At 64.4% G+C, this 18,293-nt stretch carries 19 protein-coding genes; 6 read left to right on the top strand and 13 right to left on the bottom strand.

Annotated features, from left to right (window positions below):
- The first annotated feature begins 36 nt into the window (after positions 1-36).
- Positions 37-1,650: a heparinase II/III family protein gene (locus DKB74_RS09955; protein ID WP_109808269.1), complete on the top strand. Its 1,614-nt coding sequence runs from the start codon at positions 37-39 to the stop codon at positions 1,648-1,650.
- Between the two features lie 100 nt (positions 1,651-1,750).
- The gene (locus DKB74_RS09960) at positions 1,751-3,337 is read left to right on the top strand and encodes a GMC family oxidoreductase (protein WP_109808270.1); all 1,587 of its coding nucleotides are present in this window, start codon (positions 1,751-1,753) and stop codon (positions 3,335-3,337) included.
- A gap of 90 nt (positions 3,338-3,427) precedes the next feature.
- Here DKB74_RS09960 and DKB74_RS09965 read toward each other — a convergent pair whose 3' ends face one another.
- The 9 genes from DKB74_RS09965 to DKB74_RS10005 all read right to left on the bottom strand — a co-directional run bounded on the left by DKB74_RS09965 (position 3,428) and on the right by DKB74_RS10005 (position 9,485).
- Positions 3,428-4,759 (bottom strand): ammonium transporter, encoded by a 1,332-nt coding sequence (locus DKB74_RS09965; protein WP_109807986.1) that lies wholly within the window; start codon positions 4,757-4,759, stop codon positions 3,428-3,430.
- 20 nt (positions 4,760-4,779) lie between these two features.
- The gene (locus DKB74_RS09970) at positions 4,780-5,118 is read right to left on the bottom strand and encodes a P-II family nitrogen regulator (protein ID WP_109807987.1); all 339 of its coding nucleotides are present in this window, start codon (positions 5,116-5,118) and stop codon (positions 4,780-4,782) included.
- Between the two features lie 139 nt (positions 5,119-5,257).
- Entirely contained in the window at positions 5,258-5,467 is a 210-nt protein-coding gene (locus DKB74_RS09975; protein WP_109807988.1) for a putative signal transducing protein, read from the bottom strand.
- The gene (locus DKB74_RS09980; RefSeq protein ID WP_109807989.1) at positions 5,467-6,030 is read right to left on the bottom strand and encodes a pyridoxamine 5'-phosphate oxidase family protein; all 564 of its coding nucleotides are present in this window, start codon (positions 6,028-6,030) and stop codon (positions 5,467-5,469) included. The genes DKB74_RS09975 and DKB74_RS09980 overlap by 1 nt, the downstream gene beginning before the upstream one ends.
- Positions 6,031-6,046: 16 nt before the next feature.
- Positions 6,047-6,877 carry an arylamine N-acetyltransferase family protein gene (locus DKB74_RS09985; RefSeq protein WP_161956845.1) on the bottom strand — a complete coding sequence of 277 codons (831 nt, stop codon included), beginning with the start codon at positions 6,875-6,877 and terminating at the stop codon, positions 6,047-6,049.
- Positions 6,874-8,301, bottom strand: coding sequence for a metalloprotease TldD (gene tldD, locus DKB74_RS09990; RefSeq protein ID WP_109807991.1), 1,428 nt, complete (start codon positions 8,299-8,301; stop codon positions 6,874-6,876). The genes DKB74_RS09985 and tldD overlap by 4 nt, the downstream gene beginning before the upstream one ends.
- Before the next feature lie 56 nt (positions 8,302-8,357).
- The gene (locus tag DKB74_RS09995) at positions 8,358-8,804 is read right to left on the bottom strand and encodes a DUF3224 domain-containing protein (protein ID WP_109807992.1); all 447 of its coding nucleotides are present in this window, start codon (positions 8,802-8,804) and stop codon (positions 8,358-8,360) included.
- A 35-nt stretch (positions 8,805-8,839) separates the two neighbouring features.
- Positions 8,840-9,070, bottom strand: a complete 231-nt coding sequence (locus DKB74_RS10000) for a zinc-finger domain-containing protein (RefSeq protein WP_109807993.1) — start codon at positions 9,068-9,070, stop codon at positions 8,840-8,842.
- Positions 9,071-9,131: 61 nt separating this feature from the next.
- Positions 9,132-9,485, bottom strand: a complete 354-nt coding sequence (locus DKB74_RS10005; protein WP_145960943.1) for a hypothetical protein — start codon at positions 9,483-9,485, stop codon at positions 9,132-9,134.
- Between the two features lie 109 nt (positions 9,486-9,594).
- Here DKB74_RS10005 and DKB74_RS10010 point away from each other — a divergent pair, with 109 nt between their 5' ends.
- Positions 9,595-10,521: an ABC transporter ATP-binding protein gene (locus DKB74_RS10010; RefSeq protein WP_109807995.1), complete on the top strand. Its 927-nt coding sequence runs from the start codon at positions 9,595-9,597 to the stop codon at positions 10,519-10,521.
- A gap of 13 nt (positions 10,522-10,534) precedes the next feature.
- On the opposite strand, the gene DKB74_RS10015 is transcribed toward DKB74_RS10010, so the two are convergent.
- Entirely contained in the window at positions 10,535-11,059 is a 525-nt protein-coding gene (locus DKB74_RS10015) for a hypothetical protein (protein WP_109807996.1), read from the bottom strand.
- A gap of 6 nt (positions 11,060-11,065) precedes the next feature.
- Positions 11,066-11,971: a CE1 family esterase gene (locus tag DKB74_RS10020; RefSeq protein ID WP_239987456.1), complete on the bottom strand. Its 906-nt coding sequence runs from the start codon at positions 11,969-11,971 to the stop codon at positions 11,066-11,068.
- 168 nt (positions 11,972-12,139) lie between these two features.
- On the opposite strand from DKB74_RS10020, the gene nadB reads away from it, so the two are divergent.
- Positions 12,140-13,744 (top strand): L-aspartate oxidase, encoded by a 1,605-nt coding sequence (nadB, locus tag DKB74_RS10025; protein ID WP_109807998.1) that lies wholly within the window; start codon positions 12,140-12,142, stop codon positions 13,742-13,744.
- A gap of 38 nt (positions 13,745-13,782) precedes the next feature.
- Positions 13,783-14,562, top strand: a complete 780-nt coding sequence (locus DKB74_RS10030) for a hypothetical protein (protein WP_109807999.1) — start codon at positions 13,783-13,785, stop codon at positions 14,560-14,562.
- Positions 14,563-14,569: 7 nt separating this feature from the next.
- On the opposite strand, the gene DKB74_RS10035 is transcribed toward DKB74_RS10030, so the two are convergent.
- Positions 14,570-15,784: a hypothetical protein gene (locus DKB74_RS10035; protein ID WP_109808000.1), complete on the bottom strand. Its 1,215-nt coding sequence runs from the start codon at positions 15,782-15,784 to the stop codon at positions 14,570-14,572.
- The gene (locus tag DKB74_RS10040; protein ID WP_109808001.1) at positions 15,781-16,983 is read right to left on the bottom strand and encodes a cation:proton antiporter; all 1,203 of its coding nucleotides are present in this window, start codon (positions 16,981-16,983) and stop codon (positions 15,781-15,783) included. Before DKB74_RS10040 ends, DKB74_RS10035 begins: the two co-directional genes overlap by 4 nt.
- 161 nt (positions 16,984-17,144) lie before the next feature.
- On the opposite strand from DKB74_RS10040, the gene bla reads away from it, so the two are divergent.
- Positions 17,145-18,224: a class A beta-lactamase gene (gene bla, locus DKB74_RS10045; RefSeq protein WP_420822412.1), complete on the top strand. Its 1,080-nt coding sequence runs from the start codon at positions 17,145-17,147 to the stop codon at positions 18,222-18,224.
- The last annotated feature ends 69 nt before the right edge of the window (positions 18,225-18,293 follow it).

Genomic DNA, 18,293 nt, shown 5'->3' on the forward strand with positions numbered 1-18,293 from the left:
TCGCTCGCGGAGCGGATTTCCGAGCGGTTCCAGCGCATGGCGTGGCGCACGCCGTTTCACGCGATGCGGTTGCGCGGGCGCCATCCGCTCAAGCTGATTGCGGTTGCCGACGATCCGTTCCTGGGCGACCCCGCAAGCGGCAATGCGATGCTCGACGGGCGCCTTTCCTTTCGGGGTGAGGAGCGCGAGCTTGCCGAGCTCGATTTCACCCGGCCCGACTGGTCGCGCAACTTCTCCGATTATCTGCACAGCTTTGCCTGGCTGCGCGATCTTTCGACAGTCGCGACGCGTGCGCGCGGGGCGCCGATCGCCGAGGCGCTGATGCGCATGTGGCTCGATGCCCATGCCGACAAGGTCGCCGATCCGGCCTGGCGCGCCGATCTCTGGGGGCGGCGCATCCTGTTCTGGACCGCGCATGCCCCGCTGATCCTGTCTTCGACCGATCTCGTCTATCGATCGAGCGTCCTGCATGCGCTGGCGCGGGGCGCGCGCCATCTCGATCGTTCGGCGGATCGGGTGCAGGTGGGGGCGCCGCGCATCGCGGCCTGGTGCGGCGTGCTGGTCGCGGGCCTGATGATCCCCGGCGGCGATCCGCGCCGTTCGTTCGGCGAAGCCGGCTTGCAGCGCGCATTGTCGCAATCGGTGTTCGACGATGGCGGCATCGTCACGCGCTCTCCCGCGGGACAGGTCGATGCAATCCGCCTGCTGACGATGTTGTGCGAAAGCTATGCCGCGCGCCGCATCGATCCGCCCGAATTCGTCGGCGTGGCGCTCAACCGCATGGTGGGTGCGCTGCTCGGCATCTGTCACCGCGACAATGGCCTGTCGAGCTGGCAGGGATCGGGCCCGATGACCGGTGAAGCGATCGCGCAGCTGGTCGAAGCGACCGGCGTGCGTACCCGTCCGCTCAAACAGGCGCGCGACTGGGGCTATCAGCGGCTGGCCGCGCAAAAGACCGTGCTGATCATCGACGCCGCGCCGCCGCCCGTGGCGCGGCTGGTCGAGGGGGGCTGCGCCTCCACGCTCGCGTTCGAACTCTCCGATGATGGCGAGCGGATCGTCGTCAATTGCGGCGGCGCGCGCGCGACCAATGTCTCGGTACCGCTCGCGCTCAGCGAAGGGCTGCGCACCACGGCGGCGCATTCGACACTGGTCGTCGGCGACAGCAATTCGACAGCGATTCACGCCGACGGCACGCTGGGTCGCGGCGTCGGCGAAGTTGAGCTTGCGCGACAGGAAACCGAAACCAGCAGCCGGATCGAAGCCAGCCATGACGGTTATGTCCGCCGTTTCGGCCTGACCCATCGTCGCCAGATCGTGATGGCGTCGGACGGACGCGATATTCGCGGCGAAGACAGCCTGCTCCCTGCCGACAAGCGCAAGCGCAAGAAGCCGACGCTGTTCGCGATCCGCTTTCATCTGGCGCCGCATGTCGAAATTTCCCCCACCGCCGATGGTCAGGCGGCGATCCTGCGGCTGCCCGGCGGAGCAATGTGGCAGTTTCGCTGTCGCGGGGGCACGTTGGCAGTCGAAGACAGTATCTGGATCGACGCGCGCGGGCGCCCGGTGCCGACCGAGCAGCTGGTGATTGGCGGCGAGGCGATTGCCGGCGGCACGAGCATCAGCTGGGTGTTTCACCGCGCGCGCTGAAAACGCGGTTATTTTTTGAGACAATCGCCGCGATTCAGCGCTTGGAGCCATGCTGCGATGCGATAGGCTCGGCGTTCCGGCAAATAACGGGGTCACCGCAGTGGAGGAAGCCGACATCGTCGTGATCGGCGCGGGCTCCGGCGGGTGCGCCGCTGCCGGGCGGCTGAGCGAGGACGGGCGACGTCATGTCGTGCTGATCGAAGCGGGCGGCCGCAACATGGGGTTGCGCACGCGCATGCCGGGCATGCTGGTGCGCGGCGATCCGGCAAGCAACTGGGCGTTCGAAACCGTTCCGCAGCCGGGTCTGGGCGGTCGGCGCGGGTATCAGCCGCGCGGCAAGGGGCTGGGCGGGTCGAGCGCGATCAACGCGATGCTCTATCTGCGCGGCCATCCCGAAGATTATGAAGGCTGGGCGGCGCTGGGGTGCCCGGGCTGGGGGTGGGCGGATGTGCTGCCCTGGTTCCGTGCGAGCGAGGCCAATGTCCGCGGCGGCGATGCCTGGCACGGCGATGCCGGTCCGCTATGCGTGGCGGACCAGCAATTCGGCCATCCGGGTTCGCAGGCGTTCATCAATGCCGCTGTGTCGCTCGGCGTACCGCTGAACCGCGATTTCAACGGGCCGGTTCAGGACGGGGTGGGCTGGTTTCAGGTTACGCAGCGGCGCGGCGAGCGCTGGAGCGCGGCGCGTGCCTATCTGGCAAAGCGGCGCGACAATCTCGAGATTCTCACCGAGGCACTGACGGAACGCATCCTGTTCGATGGCGGGCGCATCTGGGGCGTTGCCTATCGCCGCGACGGCGAACGCCGGGTCATTCGCGCACGCCATGCCGTGATACTCGCGGCGGGTGCGTTTCAGACGCCCCAATTGCTGATGCTTTCCGGTATCGGCCCCGGCGCGCATCTCCAGCAACAGGGGCTGGCGGTGCAGGTCGACCGGGCAGAGGTGGGCGCGAACCTCCAGGATCATGTCGATTATGTCGCCTCCTTTGCCGTGCCCGGTCATCGCTTCCTCGGGCAATCCTTGCGGGGAAAGCTGCGGTTCGCCGCTTCGGCGTTGCGCTGGATGGTGCGGCGCACGGGCGGCATGACGACGCCCTATGCCGAATCCGGGGCGTTTCTGCGCACCGATCCGCGTTCGCGCGTGCCCGATGTGCAGCTGCATTTCCTGCCCGCGATCGTCGAGGATCATGGCCGCGCGGCAGTGACGGCGCATGGCTATTCGTGCCACGCGGCGGTGCTGCGTCCCGCAAGCCGGGGCATGGTGCGGCTCGCCGCGCTCGATGCCGGAGCTGCGCCGCGTATCGACCCGCAATTCCTTACCGATCCGCGCGACATGACGACGCTCAAGCGCGGGATCCGGACAATGTATCACATCCTCGGTGCCGAACCGCTTGCCCGATACCGCCCGCGCGACCGGCATCCTCTCGACTTCGGGGACGAGGCCGGGTTCGAACGCGCGATCCGCGCCCGCGCCGACACCATCTATCATCCCGTGGGAACCGCGCGGATGGGATCGGACGATGCCGCAGTGTGCGATCCGTGCCTGCGCGTTCGGGGGGTGGCGGGTCTCTATATCGCCGATGCTTCGGTGATGCCGCGCATCGTCGGCGGCAACACCAATGCTCCGACGATCATGATCGGCGAACGTTGCGCCGATTTCGTCGCCCGGGATCTGGCCGCGACATAAAAAGCGGGCCGATAGCGATGCTACCGGCCCAGTCATTCCGCAGGAGGAACTTGGTGAGAAGCGGGGCCGGCCGGCCCCGCTCCGTTATCTTCAGTTATAGGCGCGTTCGCCGTGTTCGCCGATGTCGAGACCTTCATGCTCGACTTCTTCGGAGACCCGGCCGCCGGTGAGTGCCTTGGCAACGATCATCGCGATGAAGGTGCCGACCGCAGCCCACACGATGGTGGTCCCGACTGCCAATGCCTGGACGCCGACCTGCGCGCCGAGCGCAAGGTCACCGCCCGGTCCGCCGAACATCGCATCGTGGAAGACGCCGGTGCCGATCGCGCCGATGATGCCGCCCACGCCGTGGATGCCGAACGCATCGAGCGAGTCGTCATAACCGAGCGCCGGCTTCACCTTGGAAACGAAGAAGTAGCAGATGATCGATGCGATCGCGCCGAGGACGATTGCCCCGAACGGACCGACATTGCCGGCTGCCGGGGTGACCGCGACCAGGCCGGCGATGATGCCCGAGCACCAGCCCAGCGCCGAGCCCTTGTGACCCATGACACGTTCGGTCAGCATCCAGAACAGACCTGCCGACGCAGTGGCGACGAAGGTGTTGATCATCGCGAGACCGGCAGTGCCGTCTGCCTCGAGTTCCGAACCGGCGTTGAAGCCGAACCAGCCCACCCAGAGCAGGCCGGTGCCGACCATGGTCAGCGTCAGGCTGTGCGGCGGCATCGGCTCATTGGGATAGCCCTTGCGCTTGCCGAGCATCAGTGCGGCGACAAGTGCCGAAACGCCGGCGTTGATGTGCACCACGGTGCCGCCCGCGAAGTCGAGAGCGCCCATATCAAGGAAGACGCCGTCCGTACCCCAGACCATATGGGCAACCGGGAAATAGACGATCGTCAGCCAGACGAGCGCGAAGACCATCATTGCCGAGAATTTGAAACGCTCGACCAGTGCGCCCAGAACCAGCGCGATGGTGATCGCCGCGAAGGTCATCTGGAAGCTGATGAAGACATATTCCGAAATGACTTCATCGGAGAAGGTCGCTGCCGTCGAATCAGACGTCACGCCCGCCAGAAACACCTTGCTGAAACCGGCGATATAGCCTTCTGCGCCAGCAATGGTGTTGTCACCAAATGCGAGCGAATAGCCGTAGATCACCCAGATCAGCATCGCGAAACACGCGACGGCGCCGATCTGCGTCATCGTCGACAACATGTTCTTCGAACGGGTGAGGCCGCCGTAGAACAGTGCGAGCCCCGGGACGATCATCATCAGCACGAGGACAGTCGAGGTCATCATCCAGGCATTATTGCCGGGATTGGGAACGGCAGGTGCAGCTTCCGCCGCCTCCTGCGCCCATGCGGGCATCGCTGCGAACAGCGAAAGGCCGGCAGCGCCGGCCAGTTTCAAAGCATTTCTCATGGAAGAACCCCCCTTCATGATCAGAGCGCCGTCTCGTCGGTCTCGCCCGTGCGGATGCGAACCGCCTGGCCGATGTCGAGGACGAAGATCTTGCCGTCACCGATGGCACCGGTGTTGGCGGCGGACTTGATGGCTTCCACGGCTCCGGCAACCAGATCCGCCGGACAGGCGATCTCGAGCTTGATCTTGGGAACCATGTTGGTGCTGTATTCGGCACCGCGATAGATTTCGGTCTGGCCCTTCTGGCGGCCGAACCCCTTGACCTCGGTAACGGTCATTCCGGTAACGCCGACTCCGGTCAGCGCTTCGCGAACATCGTCAAGCTTGAATGGCTTGATGATGGCTATGATCAATTTCATTCCATCCCCCTAGCTTTGCTTTCAGCCGGGGGACTCTCAGCAAAGGCCGTGCCAGAGATGGAATCGCGCGATTCCAAGCGCCTCGGGCGCAATGAAATGTTACGGATGCGTTAAATATTGTGCAGTTGCGAAGGGCTGCTTAAAAATCAGGCAGGCTGCGAAGCATGGCGCGGGCAGCTTCGACATCGTCTTCATCGACCATTACCCGCACCGGGATCAGGAATGCGCTGCCATCGGCAATGCTCGCTTCGCCGTCGAACGCGACGGCGGCAATCCCTTCGGATTCGAGCCGTCCCACCAGGATATGCGCTTCGAACCGATCGAAGCGCCCGATCTCCGCCAGCGCCATCAGCCGTTCGCCACCGTGGGCGGCGTGGTGGGGACGCGCACCGGAAGGCCGTCGATACTCTGCGTGCGCCCGGCCCATTTGGTCAGCCGTTCCTCGTCGGTCGCTTTGGCGTGATATTTGGTCAGCGTGTCGCGCTCGCGCTCCAGCGTCATGTGCGGCACGCCCCATCCGCAGCTGGTCTGAACGCTTTCCACTGCCATATCGAATATCTGGCGCGTACCGGGCAGCCGGGTAAAATGCGGTGCGATTTCTGGCCAGCCATCGTCCTGCGGCAGCACCGACAATGCCCGGCCATAGAGGCGCAGGATCAGCGCAGGGTTTTCAAAGGCGCAGAACATCACCGTGATTCGCCCGTCGACCGCCAGATGCGCGTTGGTTTCATTCCCCGATCCGCCGACATCCAGCCAGCCGACGCGATTGGGCCCCAGCACGCGAAAACAATCCATCCCCTTGGGGCTCAGGTTGATCCGCCCGGTATCGGCGGCCGTCGCAACGAAGAAGACCGGCTGTTTCGCGATGAAACCGGCATGGCCATCTCCAATCGCATCAAAGAAATCCGCCACTCGGTCTCTCCCCTCGTCACTTCGCGCCGCGCGCACCCCGTTCCGCCAGCCGCGCGACCAATGCCATGCGGTCGTCCGGCGCGATCGCAAAGGCGCTTTCGATGATCGCCACGGCCTCGTCCGCGCTTTCTACGGCGCGCCGCTCGATCCGACCATCGCGATAATAGGCCGAAAACATGCCGTCGCGCAGTGCGACGCGGTGATCGTCGAATACCCGCGCGCAGGACAGCCCCTGTGTGAAACGCGAATCGGGATGAGTCGACACCCACCAATTGGCCGCGTCGAAATCGATCGCGTGATGATGGCTGAGGTCGAACAGACAGGTGTCGCGCCATACCCCGGCGATTTCGATCTGCTGCCGCCAGTTTTCGCCCTCCCGAAGAAAGCGGAATCGCTCGAACGGGGTTTGCTGTGCGTGATCGGGGGTCAGGTCGAGTACGCCGGTAAGCGATGTCCCGCCAAAGCCGACATCGACGATCACCGGCCCCTCGGCGAGCGTGACGAGCAGCATCATGTGTGAGCGCGGCGTGATGCTGCCTGCCGGCATGCCCCACAAAACCCGCGCGGCAAGCGGGCGGACAGTATAGCCGATGGCGCGCAACATCCCTTCGAACAAAGGGTTCTGCTCGAAGCAAAAGCCGCCCCGGCGGCGCGTCACCAGCTTGTCGAACCGTGCTTCCTGTGTCGCGGCGGCGGGAATTCCCATGAGGGGATCGAGATTTTCGAACGGGATGGCGCGCGCATGCGCCAGCACCAGCGCGGCAAGCGTTTCGCGATCGGCGTGCAGCGGGCGGTCCAGTCCGATCCGCGCGCAATAGGCCGAAAGCTCGGCCTTGCCATAGTTCACGCCGCCGTGCCGCCTACCGTCAGGCCCGACACCAGCAGGGTCGGCTGGCCAACGCCCGCGGGCACGCTCTGCCCGCCCTTGCCGCACATGCCGACGCCTTCGTCCAGCGCGAAGTCGTTGCCGATGCCGGTCACTTTGGTCAGCACGGTCGGCCCGTCGCCGATCAGTGTCGCGCCCTTGATCGGCGCGCCCAGCTTGCCGTCCTCGATGCGATACGCCTCGGTACAGGAAAAGACGAACTTGCCCGACACGATATCGACCTGGCCGCCGCCGAAGCTCTTGGCATAGATTCCCTTTTTGACGCGCGAGCGCAGTTCGAGCGGATCGTCACTGCCCGCACGCATGAAGGTGTTGGTCATGCGCGGCATCGGCGCATGTTCGAAACTCTCGCGCCGGCCGTTTCCGGTGGGCGCGACGCCCATCAGCCGCGCATTGAGCCGATCCTGGATATAGCCTTTCAGGATGCCGTCCTCGATCAGTATATTTTCCTGCGTCGGCGTGCCTTCGTCATCGATGCTCAGCGACCCGCGCCGCTCGCCGATCGAACCGTCATCGACCACGGTAACGCCGGGCGCTGCGACGCGCTCGCCGATCCGGCCCGAAAAGGCGCTGGTGCCCTTGCGGTTGAAATCGCCCTCCAGGCCATGGCCCACCGCTTCATGGAGCAGCACGCCGCACCAGCCGGGGCCGAGCAGTACCGGCATTTCGCCTGCCGGCGCATCGACCGCTTCCAGATTGGTCAGCGCCTGCGCCAGCGCCTCGTCGATCGCGCGGTTCCAGGTGGCCGGTTCGAACAGGCGCGCATAAAGCGTGCGTCCGCCGGTGCCGAAGCTGCCGGTTTCACGCCGGCCGTTCGATTCGACGACGATCGACACGTTGAGCCGTACCAGCGGCCGGACATCGGTCGCTACGAATCCATCGGGGCGTATGATCTCCACGACGCCCCACTGGCCGGTCAGGCTGACCGACACCTGCGCCACGCGCGGATCGCGCGCACGCGCTGCGGCATCGATCGTCTGGCAAAGATTCACCTTGTCGGCGAAGGGGACCAGGTCGAGCGGATCGGCATCGGTATAGAGATGCCGGTTGTTGTGCCGGGGCGGCGGCGCCTTGGCGCCCTTGCGCGGATCGATCAGCGTCATCGTTTCCGCCGCGCGCCGGATTGCCGGCGCGCTCAGTTCATTGGCATGGGCGAATGCCGTGGTCTCGCCCGAAACCGCGCGCAGGCCGAACCCCGATTGCGTGTCATAGCTTGCGGTCTTCAAGCGTCCGTCGTCGAATCCGAACGCTTCGGACCGGCGATATTGCAGGTAAAGCTCGCCATCCTCGGCGCCCGAAAGCGCATCGGCGGTCAGGCGCAAAGCTTCGTCCGGGTCGAGGCTGCCGCGATAGAGGAAGCTGCGGGGGTCGGTAGGAGGAGTCATGCCAACGCATATAGGCATGCGACCGCGCCGGCGAAATGGCCTGTGGTGCGGCGCGCTCAGTCGTCTTCGGGCAGGCGATATGCGAGGTCGTAAAAATGCCCGTCCTCGCGCACGTCGATCGTCAGCGTGCCGGTGATCCCGGCAAGCGCACCGGTGCCGCTGTCGGGTGCGATGACGACGCTCAATTCGCTTTCGCCCGAAGCCGCCATGGTCCCGCGATGCAGCAGCATGAAGCCGCCCGCGCGGCCATCGACACTGCCGTTGAACTGATCGATCGCGACATAGGCGGCGCTGTGTCCCGGCGCGGGCGTGCCTGCGGACAGCATCGTGCCCGTCGCAGTGCCGATCAGGCCGCCGCTGAACTGCTTGCTGAGCGCCATCCGGCTGGTCGCGACGCCGCCCTCGGGCGCTTCGGCCTGCGCCTCAGGCGTGATCGTGACTTCGAAAGTACCGGTAGCGTGATGCACATCGCTCTCCTGTGCCTGCGCCGGCGCCGAAGCCATCACCAGCGCGGCAGCGAACGACGCGGCAACCAGCTTCAGATGCTGGCGCCCGACGCGATATCGGGCAGGTCGCTCTGGTCGGCGCCGTCCGCCGGACCGCCGATCAGCACGAAGCGCCGGTCGCAATAGCCGCAATCGACATAGCCATGCTCGTCGATTTCCAGGAAGATGCGCGGATGGCCGAGCGCGGCGGGAATGCCGTCATGCGCGCCGTCGCAGGATACCCGGCGGGTTTCGACACGCGTGATCTGGGGCGGAGCAATCATGATGCGACTGCCGGTAGCAAAGCCGATTGCTTCCGGCAATCTCCCATTCGCGCGCGTTGCCTCACATGCCCTGAAGAATCGCGCCCAGATCCTTCAGCTCGCCCGCACATTGCTGGGCGATGTCGGGAAACTGGCTTCTGTCCATCGTCGATTCGGTGGTGCGCAGCTCTGCAATCGCGCCGTCGCGACCGAGCCGGCCGATCAGCTTGCCGACGAAATACATGACGCCGGCCTGAAAGGCGGGCTGCTGCGCTTCGGGCACGACTTGCGCGAGTGCAACCAGCGCGACCGTGCAGCGCGCGTCGGCGTCCGGCTCGCCGGTGTCCTGCTGCGCGAAAGCCGCCGGTGTCGCGCCGATCGCCATGGACGCCGCCGCGATTCCCAGCATCATGCGTTGAAATCGCGAAATCGTCATGGCTGCGTTCCCTTCGAATCTGCCCGTTGCGCCACCCTGTATCGCGATTTGGCGAAACACAATCGGCCATTTGCTTGCCAAAGCGGCGCGGCAGGGGCATTCGGCGGGCATGAGCGATGCGGCGATTTCGATCCAGAACCTTTGCAAAACCTATGAAGGGGGCAAGCGGGCGCTCGACGGCGTCAGCTTCGATGTCCCGCGCGGCCAGATTTTCGGGCTGCTCGGCCCCAATGGCGCAGGCAAATCGACACTGATCAATATCCTCGCCGGGCTGGTCAACAAATCGGAAGGATCGGCGTCGATCTGGGGCTTCGACATCGATCGCAATCCCCGCAACGCCAAGGTGTCGATCGGGATCGTCAATCAGGAGATCACCTTTGATCCCTTTTTCACGCCCGCCGAAACGCTGGAGATCCAGGCAGGCCTTTATGGCGTTCCCAAAGCGCGGCGCCTGACGATGGAACTGCTCCGCGCAGTGCATCTGGAAGACAAGGCCAACGCCTATTCGCGCACGCTGTCGGGCGGCATGAAACGGCGGCTGATGGTCGCCAAGGCGATGGTGCATTCGCCGCCGGTGCTGGTGCTCGACGAACCGACCGCAGGCGTCGATGTCGAGCTTCGCCAGCAACTCTGGGCCTATGTCCGCGAACTCCATGCGCGCGGCGTCACGGTGGTGCTGACGACGCATTATCTGGAAGAGGCCGAAGAGCTGTGCGATCGCATCGCGATCATCAATCAGGGCACGCTGATCGCCAACGAACCGACGCGCGAGCTGATCGGGATGACCCAGGAAAAAGTGGTCGAAGTAACGGTCGATCGCGATATCGCCGCACCGCCCGAAAACCGCTGTTTCCAGAAGATCGAAGTGACCGGCGAGCGGATGCTGACCATCACCTATCGCAAGGATCAGGCAAATGCCGGCGACGTGCTGGGTGCGGTACAGGCAGACGGATATGGCATCGTCGATGTTTCGACGCGTGAGGCCGATCTGGAGGATGTGTTCCTCAACCTGACCCGCGCCGCCAACGCCGCCTGACGACCCGGCGCAATCAGCGTTCGCCGTCGGGCTTGCGATGCCAGTCGATGCTTTCGGGCAGTTTCAGTCCGATCACATGCGCCTCATTCTTGCGAAATTCGATCAGCCATTCGGGCGCGCCCGATAGCCACATTTCGCTGTCGATATCGGTCAGCATTTCGGCGTGACGCGCAAATTCGGCGCGGGTCAGCGCGATGATCGGTGCCAGCCCGTTGCCCGGAACCACATGGATGCGCGCATCCTCCGCCAGCGTTTCCAATATCGCACCGGCAAAGGCAGCGCGTTCGTCATATGCGACATATTCGCTGGCGGCGGCAGGCACATCATCCCAGCGCAAGTGAAACGCGCCTGCAGGGACCAGCCCGCCGATCCAGTCGAACCGTGGCACCGTGTCGCGATACAGGAGTTCGAACACTGCGCCCTGCGCCGTCAGCTTTTCATCGACGCCCCAAAGCGCGCGGCGCTGCTGCTCGCGGTCGTTCCGCCGCTGCATCGCCGCGCGGCGCGCCTCCAGTTCGCGGCGGCGCGCGTCATCCATCGCCGGTCAGCGCGCAAAGCGGGCGAAAAACGCCCACATCGCTTCATTGTCGGCGACCCATTCATGACCGCGCCCCTTGACCATGCGGCCGATCACCGTCGCATCGTCGCGGCAGCCATCATAATAATAGTCCACCGACACATCGCCTTCGGGCAGATAGGCGAGCGGATGGGTGCAGCCGTTGAGTTCCGCCCAGCGCCCCAGCGCGGTCAGCATCGAATATTGCCAATATCCCGCGCCACCGCCCTGCGGCGGGTTGGTATTGTCCCTGTCCCCGGCAAAGGCGAAAACCGGCATCGGGTGATCGGGAGTACAGGTCGCCGGATCGGGCCGCTGCGGATCGGATGCGAGCGGATTTCCCGAACGCAGCCCGACCACCGGCGCGATCGCCGCGAACCGGTCCGACGCGACACAGCCGAGCCATGACGTCATCCGCCCGCCGCCCGAAAGGCCGGTGGCATAAACGCGGCTGTCATCGACGCATCCCTGCGCCGCAAGAAAATCGATCGCATCGGTCAGATAGGCGACGTCATCGGGATCGTTTTCGGTCGGGATATCCCCCGTCACCGTCGGCACGCCGGGGATATTCCAGACAAAGCCATTGCCTGCCGGAATGCCCGCATCGGGCGCGGCAAGGATGAAGCCATGCGCATCGGATGTTTGCGCAAGGTGCGAATCCGCCAGCATCGCCGCTCCGGTCGCGGTGCTGCCATGCAACAGGAAGACGAGCGGCGCACGCGGCGACACGCCCTGCGGCACATGGATCAGCATCGACCGACCGGTATCGCCGATCGCCACGCGCTGCGTCGTTCCGGCTTCGAGCGAACAGCTGGCAAAGGCTGGCGCGGCCATGGCGGCGATTGCCCATGCTGCCCCGATCGCCATCCGGCGAAGCCAAGAAGAACCGATCATGCTGTCAACGCTCCCAACCATCTGCCGTGCGCTATTATCGTCGGAGCGGCAACGGGCCAATGCCGAAACGCGCCGGGCCTGTGGCTGTCCGGTGCGCCGGGCGCGTCGTCACGGCTTGTAACCGGTCTGCGAAACGCCTTTATACGTTGGCGAAATAGGGAGTTTCTCTTGGCCGACACCACGCATGTTTCGGATGTCCTGATCATCGGTTCGGGCGCCGCCGGGCTTACCGCCGCCTTGAACCTTGCCGAACATCACAAGGTGACCGTGCTCGCCAAGGGCAAGCTCAACGAAGGCTCGACGGCCTGGGCGCAGGGCGGGATCGCCGCAGTGCTCGAACCGGGCGACACATTCGAAAGCCATATCGAGGATACGATGATCGCCGGCGCGGGGCTCAACAACCGCGAAACGGTCGAGATGGTCGTCGAAAACGCGCCCGTCGCGATCGAGCGGCTGGCAAAGCTCGGCGTGCCGTTCAACACCGACGGCAACACGCTGCATCTGACGCGCGAAGGCGGGCACAGCCATCGCCGCATCGTCCATGTCGATGACGCCACCGGCTGGGCAGTGCAGGAGGCGCTGCTCCGCGCCGCGCATGCCCATCCCAATATCACGCTCGTCCCCGACCAGGTGGTGATCGACCTTGCCACCAGCCGGCACGAGGAACGCTATTCGGGCGCGGGCACGGTCTGGGGCGTCTATGCCTATGACAAGGAAGCCGGGCATGTCCGCCTGTTCACTGCGCGCGCCACCGTGCTGGCGACCGGCGGGGCGGGGCGGACCTATCTGTTCAGCACCGCGCCGCGTGGTGCGACCGGCGACGGCATCGCTATGGCGTGGCGCGCGGGATGCCGCATCTCGAACATGGAGATGATGCAGTTCCACCCGACCTGCCTCTATAATCTCGAGGTCAAGAATTTCCTGATTACCGAGGCGGTTCGCGGCGAGGGCGGGCATTTGCTGTTGCCCCCCGATGCAGGCGACGAAGCCGGATATCGCTTCATGCCCGATGTCGACGCGCGTGCAGAGCTTGCACCGCGCGACATCGTCGCCCGCGCGATCGACCATGAAATCAAGCGGCTCGGCCTCGACTATGTCCATCTGGATATCAGTCACAAGGGGCCGGAATTCGTGAAGCACCACTTCCCGACGATCCATGCCCGGCTGCTCGACCTTGGCATCGATATGACGCGCGAGCCGATTCCCGTCGTCCCGGCGCAACATTATACCTGTGGCGGGGTGGTGGTGGATCGCCATGGACGCACCGATCTGCCCAATCTCTATGCCGCGGGCGAAGTGACGCAATCGGGGCTGCATGGGGCCAATCGTCTGGCGTCGAACAGCCTGCTCGAATGTTTCGTGTTCGGCGAAGCGGCGGCGAACCATATCACCGCCAACTGGGGCGATTTCGCCCCGCCGCCGGCGATCCGCCCGTGGGACGAAAGCCGCGTGGCGGATTCGGACGAGGAAGTCGTCATCAAGCAGAACTGGACCGAGATCCGCCGCTTCATGTGGAATTATGTCGGCATCGTGCGGACGACCAAGCGGCTCGAACGCGCCGCCCACCGCATCAAGATGCTCGGCGACGAAATCGCCGATTATTACGGCCATTTCCGCGTCACGCCCGACCTGATCGAGCTGCGCAACCTGCATCAGGCGGCCGATTTGATCGTGAAGAGCGCGCTCCACCGGCATGAGAGCCGGGGGCTGCACTATACGCTCGATTATCCCGAAACGCTGGATGTCGCAGTGGATACGGTGCTGGTGCCGTGAGGCCGGCCGAGCATTTGATATGGGTCGGCGACGGTCCCTTGCTCGAATATTATCACGGACATTTCGATGCGGTCTTTGTCGCGCTGCACCCCTTCGTCTCGATAGAAGGAATGCATCCGCTCGCTTGTGAAATCGGCAGCAGTGTCGTTGAGCGATCGGAGATGCCCGAAAACATTAATCTCATCGAATACGCCGACCAATTGGGACGCGAACGGGCAGCAACAGCGAAGTTCGATTGGACCAAAACGGTCGAAGCAATGAAGCGAGATGGTGTAACGATATTATGGAAAGAACTGGCTCGAAACGTCGGATTCGACGATCTTCGGGTCGTGGATCAGGCGCTCCGCACCAATATCCGTGGACTTCGCAAAGACCTTGAGAATCTAGCCGCGTGCGAGCGGCTGGTGGCTCATTGCATGGCAGACGGCATATTTCTTCCAACCGCCAGTGAGTTTCAGCCGGTGATGCAGCAAGGACTCGCTGAACTCTTTGCACGAACGGGTGCAGAAGCCGTGATGATGGGCGATGAGTTCGGTGATGAAACAAACCTTGGCCCATCGGCCTCGCTTACAGACTCACGCCCTTGGCGGTTCGGCTTGGAAGGTATGCCGAAATGGCCATTAAGGCGACTATACCACCCAGACGAATCGCTGCTGGCAGTAGTTCCTTGGGATCATTTTCTCACGGTATTGGCGATGACGAACGAACGGAAAGAGCAAGTCCGGCCAGAAACTTTGTTCGAAGGATTTTGGGTGGACTCGGAGACGACGATAGACTGGTTTCTCGACGCTGCGCGACCAGTGGTGGGCCCGGAGTAATTTGCCCTCACCCCTCCGCCGATTTCCCAAGCACCAGCACCGCCACCGCCAGCAGCGTCACTGCGCCGAACAGCGCCACGCGCCACCAGCGGGTCGGCTTGGCGTCGATGATCTCCACCGCGCAGGCCGTGACCGACTGGATGCCGTAATAGAGCACGAACGCCTTCGACGCCCACACGATCACGCCGAAGATGCTGGTCGACCAGACGATCGCGATCGATGCCCCCGCGCAGATGACATAGGCGAACGATATCGGCACGCGCTTGAGCGCGCCGTGGAGTAACCCGCTCGCGCCGTTCATATCCGCCACCGCTGCGGACAGCTGGCTGGTCAGCGCCGCACCGATCACGAAGATCGGGATGAAGGTGCCGACCGGGCGGAGCAGGTCGATGATGTGGGTCTCGCCTCCCTTGGACGGCAGCTGGCCGTCGAGCCATGGCGTCAGCAGTGCGATGAAGACGATATAGATGACAAAGGCAATCAGCTGCGCATTGCGCATCGTCTTCACCCGCGTTTCGCGGTCATAGCTCGCGCCCAGATAGCGCGAGGTTTCGAACCCCTGTACCAGGATGATCAGCCCGAGCAGGATCTGCACGGCCTCGAACCCATGGACATTGGCGGTCTTTTCGAACGGCAAGGTCCCCGCGAACAGATCGGCGCCGTCGGTATAGAAGAGCGCGGCGATCACCCCGCCGATCAGCGCCAGCTTGATCCCCACCGCGCCCAGCTCGACATGCTCCAGCCAGCGCAGCCCGCCGAACAGCCCCAGCACGCCCAGCGTACCGATGATCGCCGTGGTGACGAGGCGGCCGATATCGGGATTGACGATCCCCAGCCCCTTGAGCGCAAACGCCGAAAGCAGGTCGAGATAATAGGCGACCGACACGAAATAGGCGAAGGCCAGCGCCAGACTCGCCGCCCAGTCGAGCCAGTCGATCGCGTTCGATACCTGATCGACCAGCATCGGTTCGGCGCGGCGGATATTCTCGCGGATCGCCATGCCGAAAATCCATGAGACGAGGCACAGTCCCGCCATGCCGAGGAACGCCCAATGCCCCGCGGCATGGCCGAGAATCGGCCCGGCGACGAGGAACCCCGACCCGATGATCGATGCCAGCGGCGTCACCGTCGCGCGCCAGATGTCGGAGCGCAGCAGCTTCGGATTGAGCGTCACCGCGGCGAACCCCAGCGCCGCCACGGCCATGATGATATTGGCGATCACGGGTTCGCATCCTCGGGCTTGGCGAGCAGGTCGAGTTTGCGGATCAGCCAGGGCATGGTCAGCCCTTGCACGAAGATCGAGAAAGCGACCACCGCAAAGGCAACGGTAATGATCGTCTCGCGTTCGGGCACGTTCATCGGCAGCGCCAGTGCCAGGGCGAGCGCCAGCGCGCCGCGCAACCCGCCCCAGAACAGGACATGCTTGTATTTCCACGGCACGCGCAGTCTGGTCCGCGCAAAGGATGCCATCACCGGATAGACGGCGACTGCCCGTCCGATCAGCGACAACAGCGTTGCGAGTGCCGCCGCCTCGATCACTTCCAATATGTGCATTTCGACTTCACGCCCGCCGATCAGGATGAAGATCAGCGAATTGGCGAGAAACGCGACATATTCCCAATGGTTGAGCACGGCAGGGCGGCCATCGTCCGAAATCGACCCCAGAAAGCCGAAATTGCCGACGATGAGGCCCGCCGTCAGCGTCGCCAGCACGCCCGAAAAATGGAAATGCTCGGCCAGCAGGAAGCTGCCATAGGCGATCAACATGGTCAGCGTGACTTCGATCAGCCGGTCCCGGGTCCGCCCGGCGATCAGGATCAGCGGCAGCGCCACCACCGCCCCCGCCGCGATGCCGCCGACTACGGTTTCGACCAGCTTGAGCGAGATCGCCGCCGGTCCCGCCGCGCCACCGGCGGCGATGGTGACCAGGATGGCAAAGGCGACTGCGGCGACGCCGTCGTTGAGCAGGCTTTCCGATTCGACCAGCAGGTGCAGCCGCTTTTCGACATGCATCGCCTTGAACGCCGCGATCACCGAAACCGGGTCGGTCGCTGCGATCAGCACCCCGAACAACGCCGCGCCGATCCAGCTCCACCCGGCAAACCAGTGCATGCCGATCGCGACGACCCCGGCGGCGAGCACGACGCCGAGCGTCACCAGCGCGAACAGCAACGGCAATTCGCGGCGAAACGGCTTCCACGGGATCTGGATCGCGGCTTCGAACACCAAAGGCGGCAGGAACACGAAGAAGATCAGCTCGGGCGTCAGCGGCAGTGCGATGCCCAGCGGCAGCAGCGCCAGTATAATCCCGGCGGTGACAAGCCCCACGCTATAGGGCAATTTCAGCCGATGCGTGGCGATCGCGACCAGCGACGCAACGAACAGCAACAGGCCCAAAGTGGTTATGTCGAACGCTTCCATATTCGTTCCTTATTCACCGTTCGTCGCTATGGCATGCATTTTCGTCGCAACAACCGCCAGGACCGCTTGTTGCGAGGGGCCAATTTGCGCCATGATTTGAATGGGCAAGGGGCAGTGCCACAGTGATTGAGTTGGATAAGTTCACGGTCGCTCAACGCGCGATGACCATCGCGGGACTCGCTCCCGCGATGCTGGTCGGCTGTGCGGTACATCAATCGCCGACGGCGGCGGGCTATGTGCCCGTACCCGAATATGCGGTGCGGATGCCCGTGCCGACGCCTTCTCCCGTCCCCACTCCCACGCCGCCGCCGCCGCCCGAAGCACCCGCCGGACTGTTGTCGACGATCACTGCGCTCGAAAGCCAGTTCGACGGCATTGTCGGCATTGCCGTCACCAGCGTCGATGAAGGCTGGAGCGTCGCCGCCAATGGCGAACGCCGCATGCCGCAGCAGAGCGTCAGCAAGCTGTGGGTGGCGATGACCGTACTCGATTATCGCGATCAGGGCCGGCTGTCGCTCGACGATCCCTATACGGTGACAAAGGCCGATCTGACGGTGTTTCACCAGCCGGTCGCGACGCTGATCGGCGAGAACGGCTATCCGACGACGATCCGCGAATTGCTCCGCCGCGCGCTGACCAACAGCGACAATACCTGCAACGACATCCTGCTTCGCTATGTCGGCGGGCCGGATTCGGTCCGCGACTTCATCAGCCGCAAGGGGCTGGGCGCGATCCGTTTCGGCCCGGGCGAGCGGCTGCTTCAGGCGGGCACCGCCGGGCTCGAATGGCGGCAGGAATATTCGATCGGCCGCGCCTTTTATCAGGCGCGCGCCGCACTCCCCGGCGCGGTCCGGCTTGCTGCGTTCAACAATTACATCGCCGATCCGCCCGATGGCGCGACGGCGACCGCGATCGCCCAGGCACTGGCGCGGCTGAAGCGCGGCGACCTGCTCTCGGCCGATTCGACCAGCTGGCTGCTCGCGACGATGGAAAGCTCGCATACCGGGCGCCAGCGGCTGCGCGGCGCGGTGCCGGCGGGCTGGTCGTTCGGGCACAAGACCGGGACGGGCCAGGATTTCTCGGGCCGCACGGCGGGCTATAACGATGTCGGCATCCTCACTGCACCGGACGGCAAAAGCTATACGATCGCGGTGCTGATCGGCGATACCTCGCGCACCATCCCGCAGCGGCAGGAACTGATGCAGGCGGTGGTCGCCTCGGTGGTCGCCAACCACCGCTAGGCCGCGATGGCGGCCCGGTTCGGGCTGTCTGCACGTTCCTGTCGCCTGTCGCCCGATCGCCTGCTAAGC

Origin of the sequence: Stakelama portus (assembly GCF_003171655.1) — a bacterium.
In the GTDB taxonomy this organism is placed as follows: Bacteria; Pseudomonadota; Alphaproteobacteria; order Sphingomonadales; family Sphingomonadaceae; genus Sphingomonas; species Sphingomonas portus.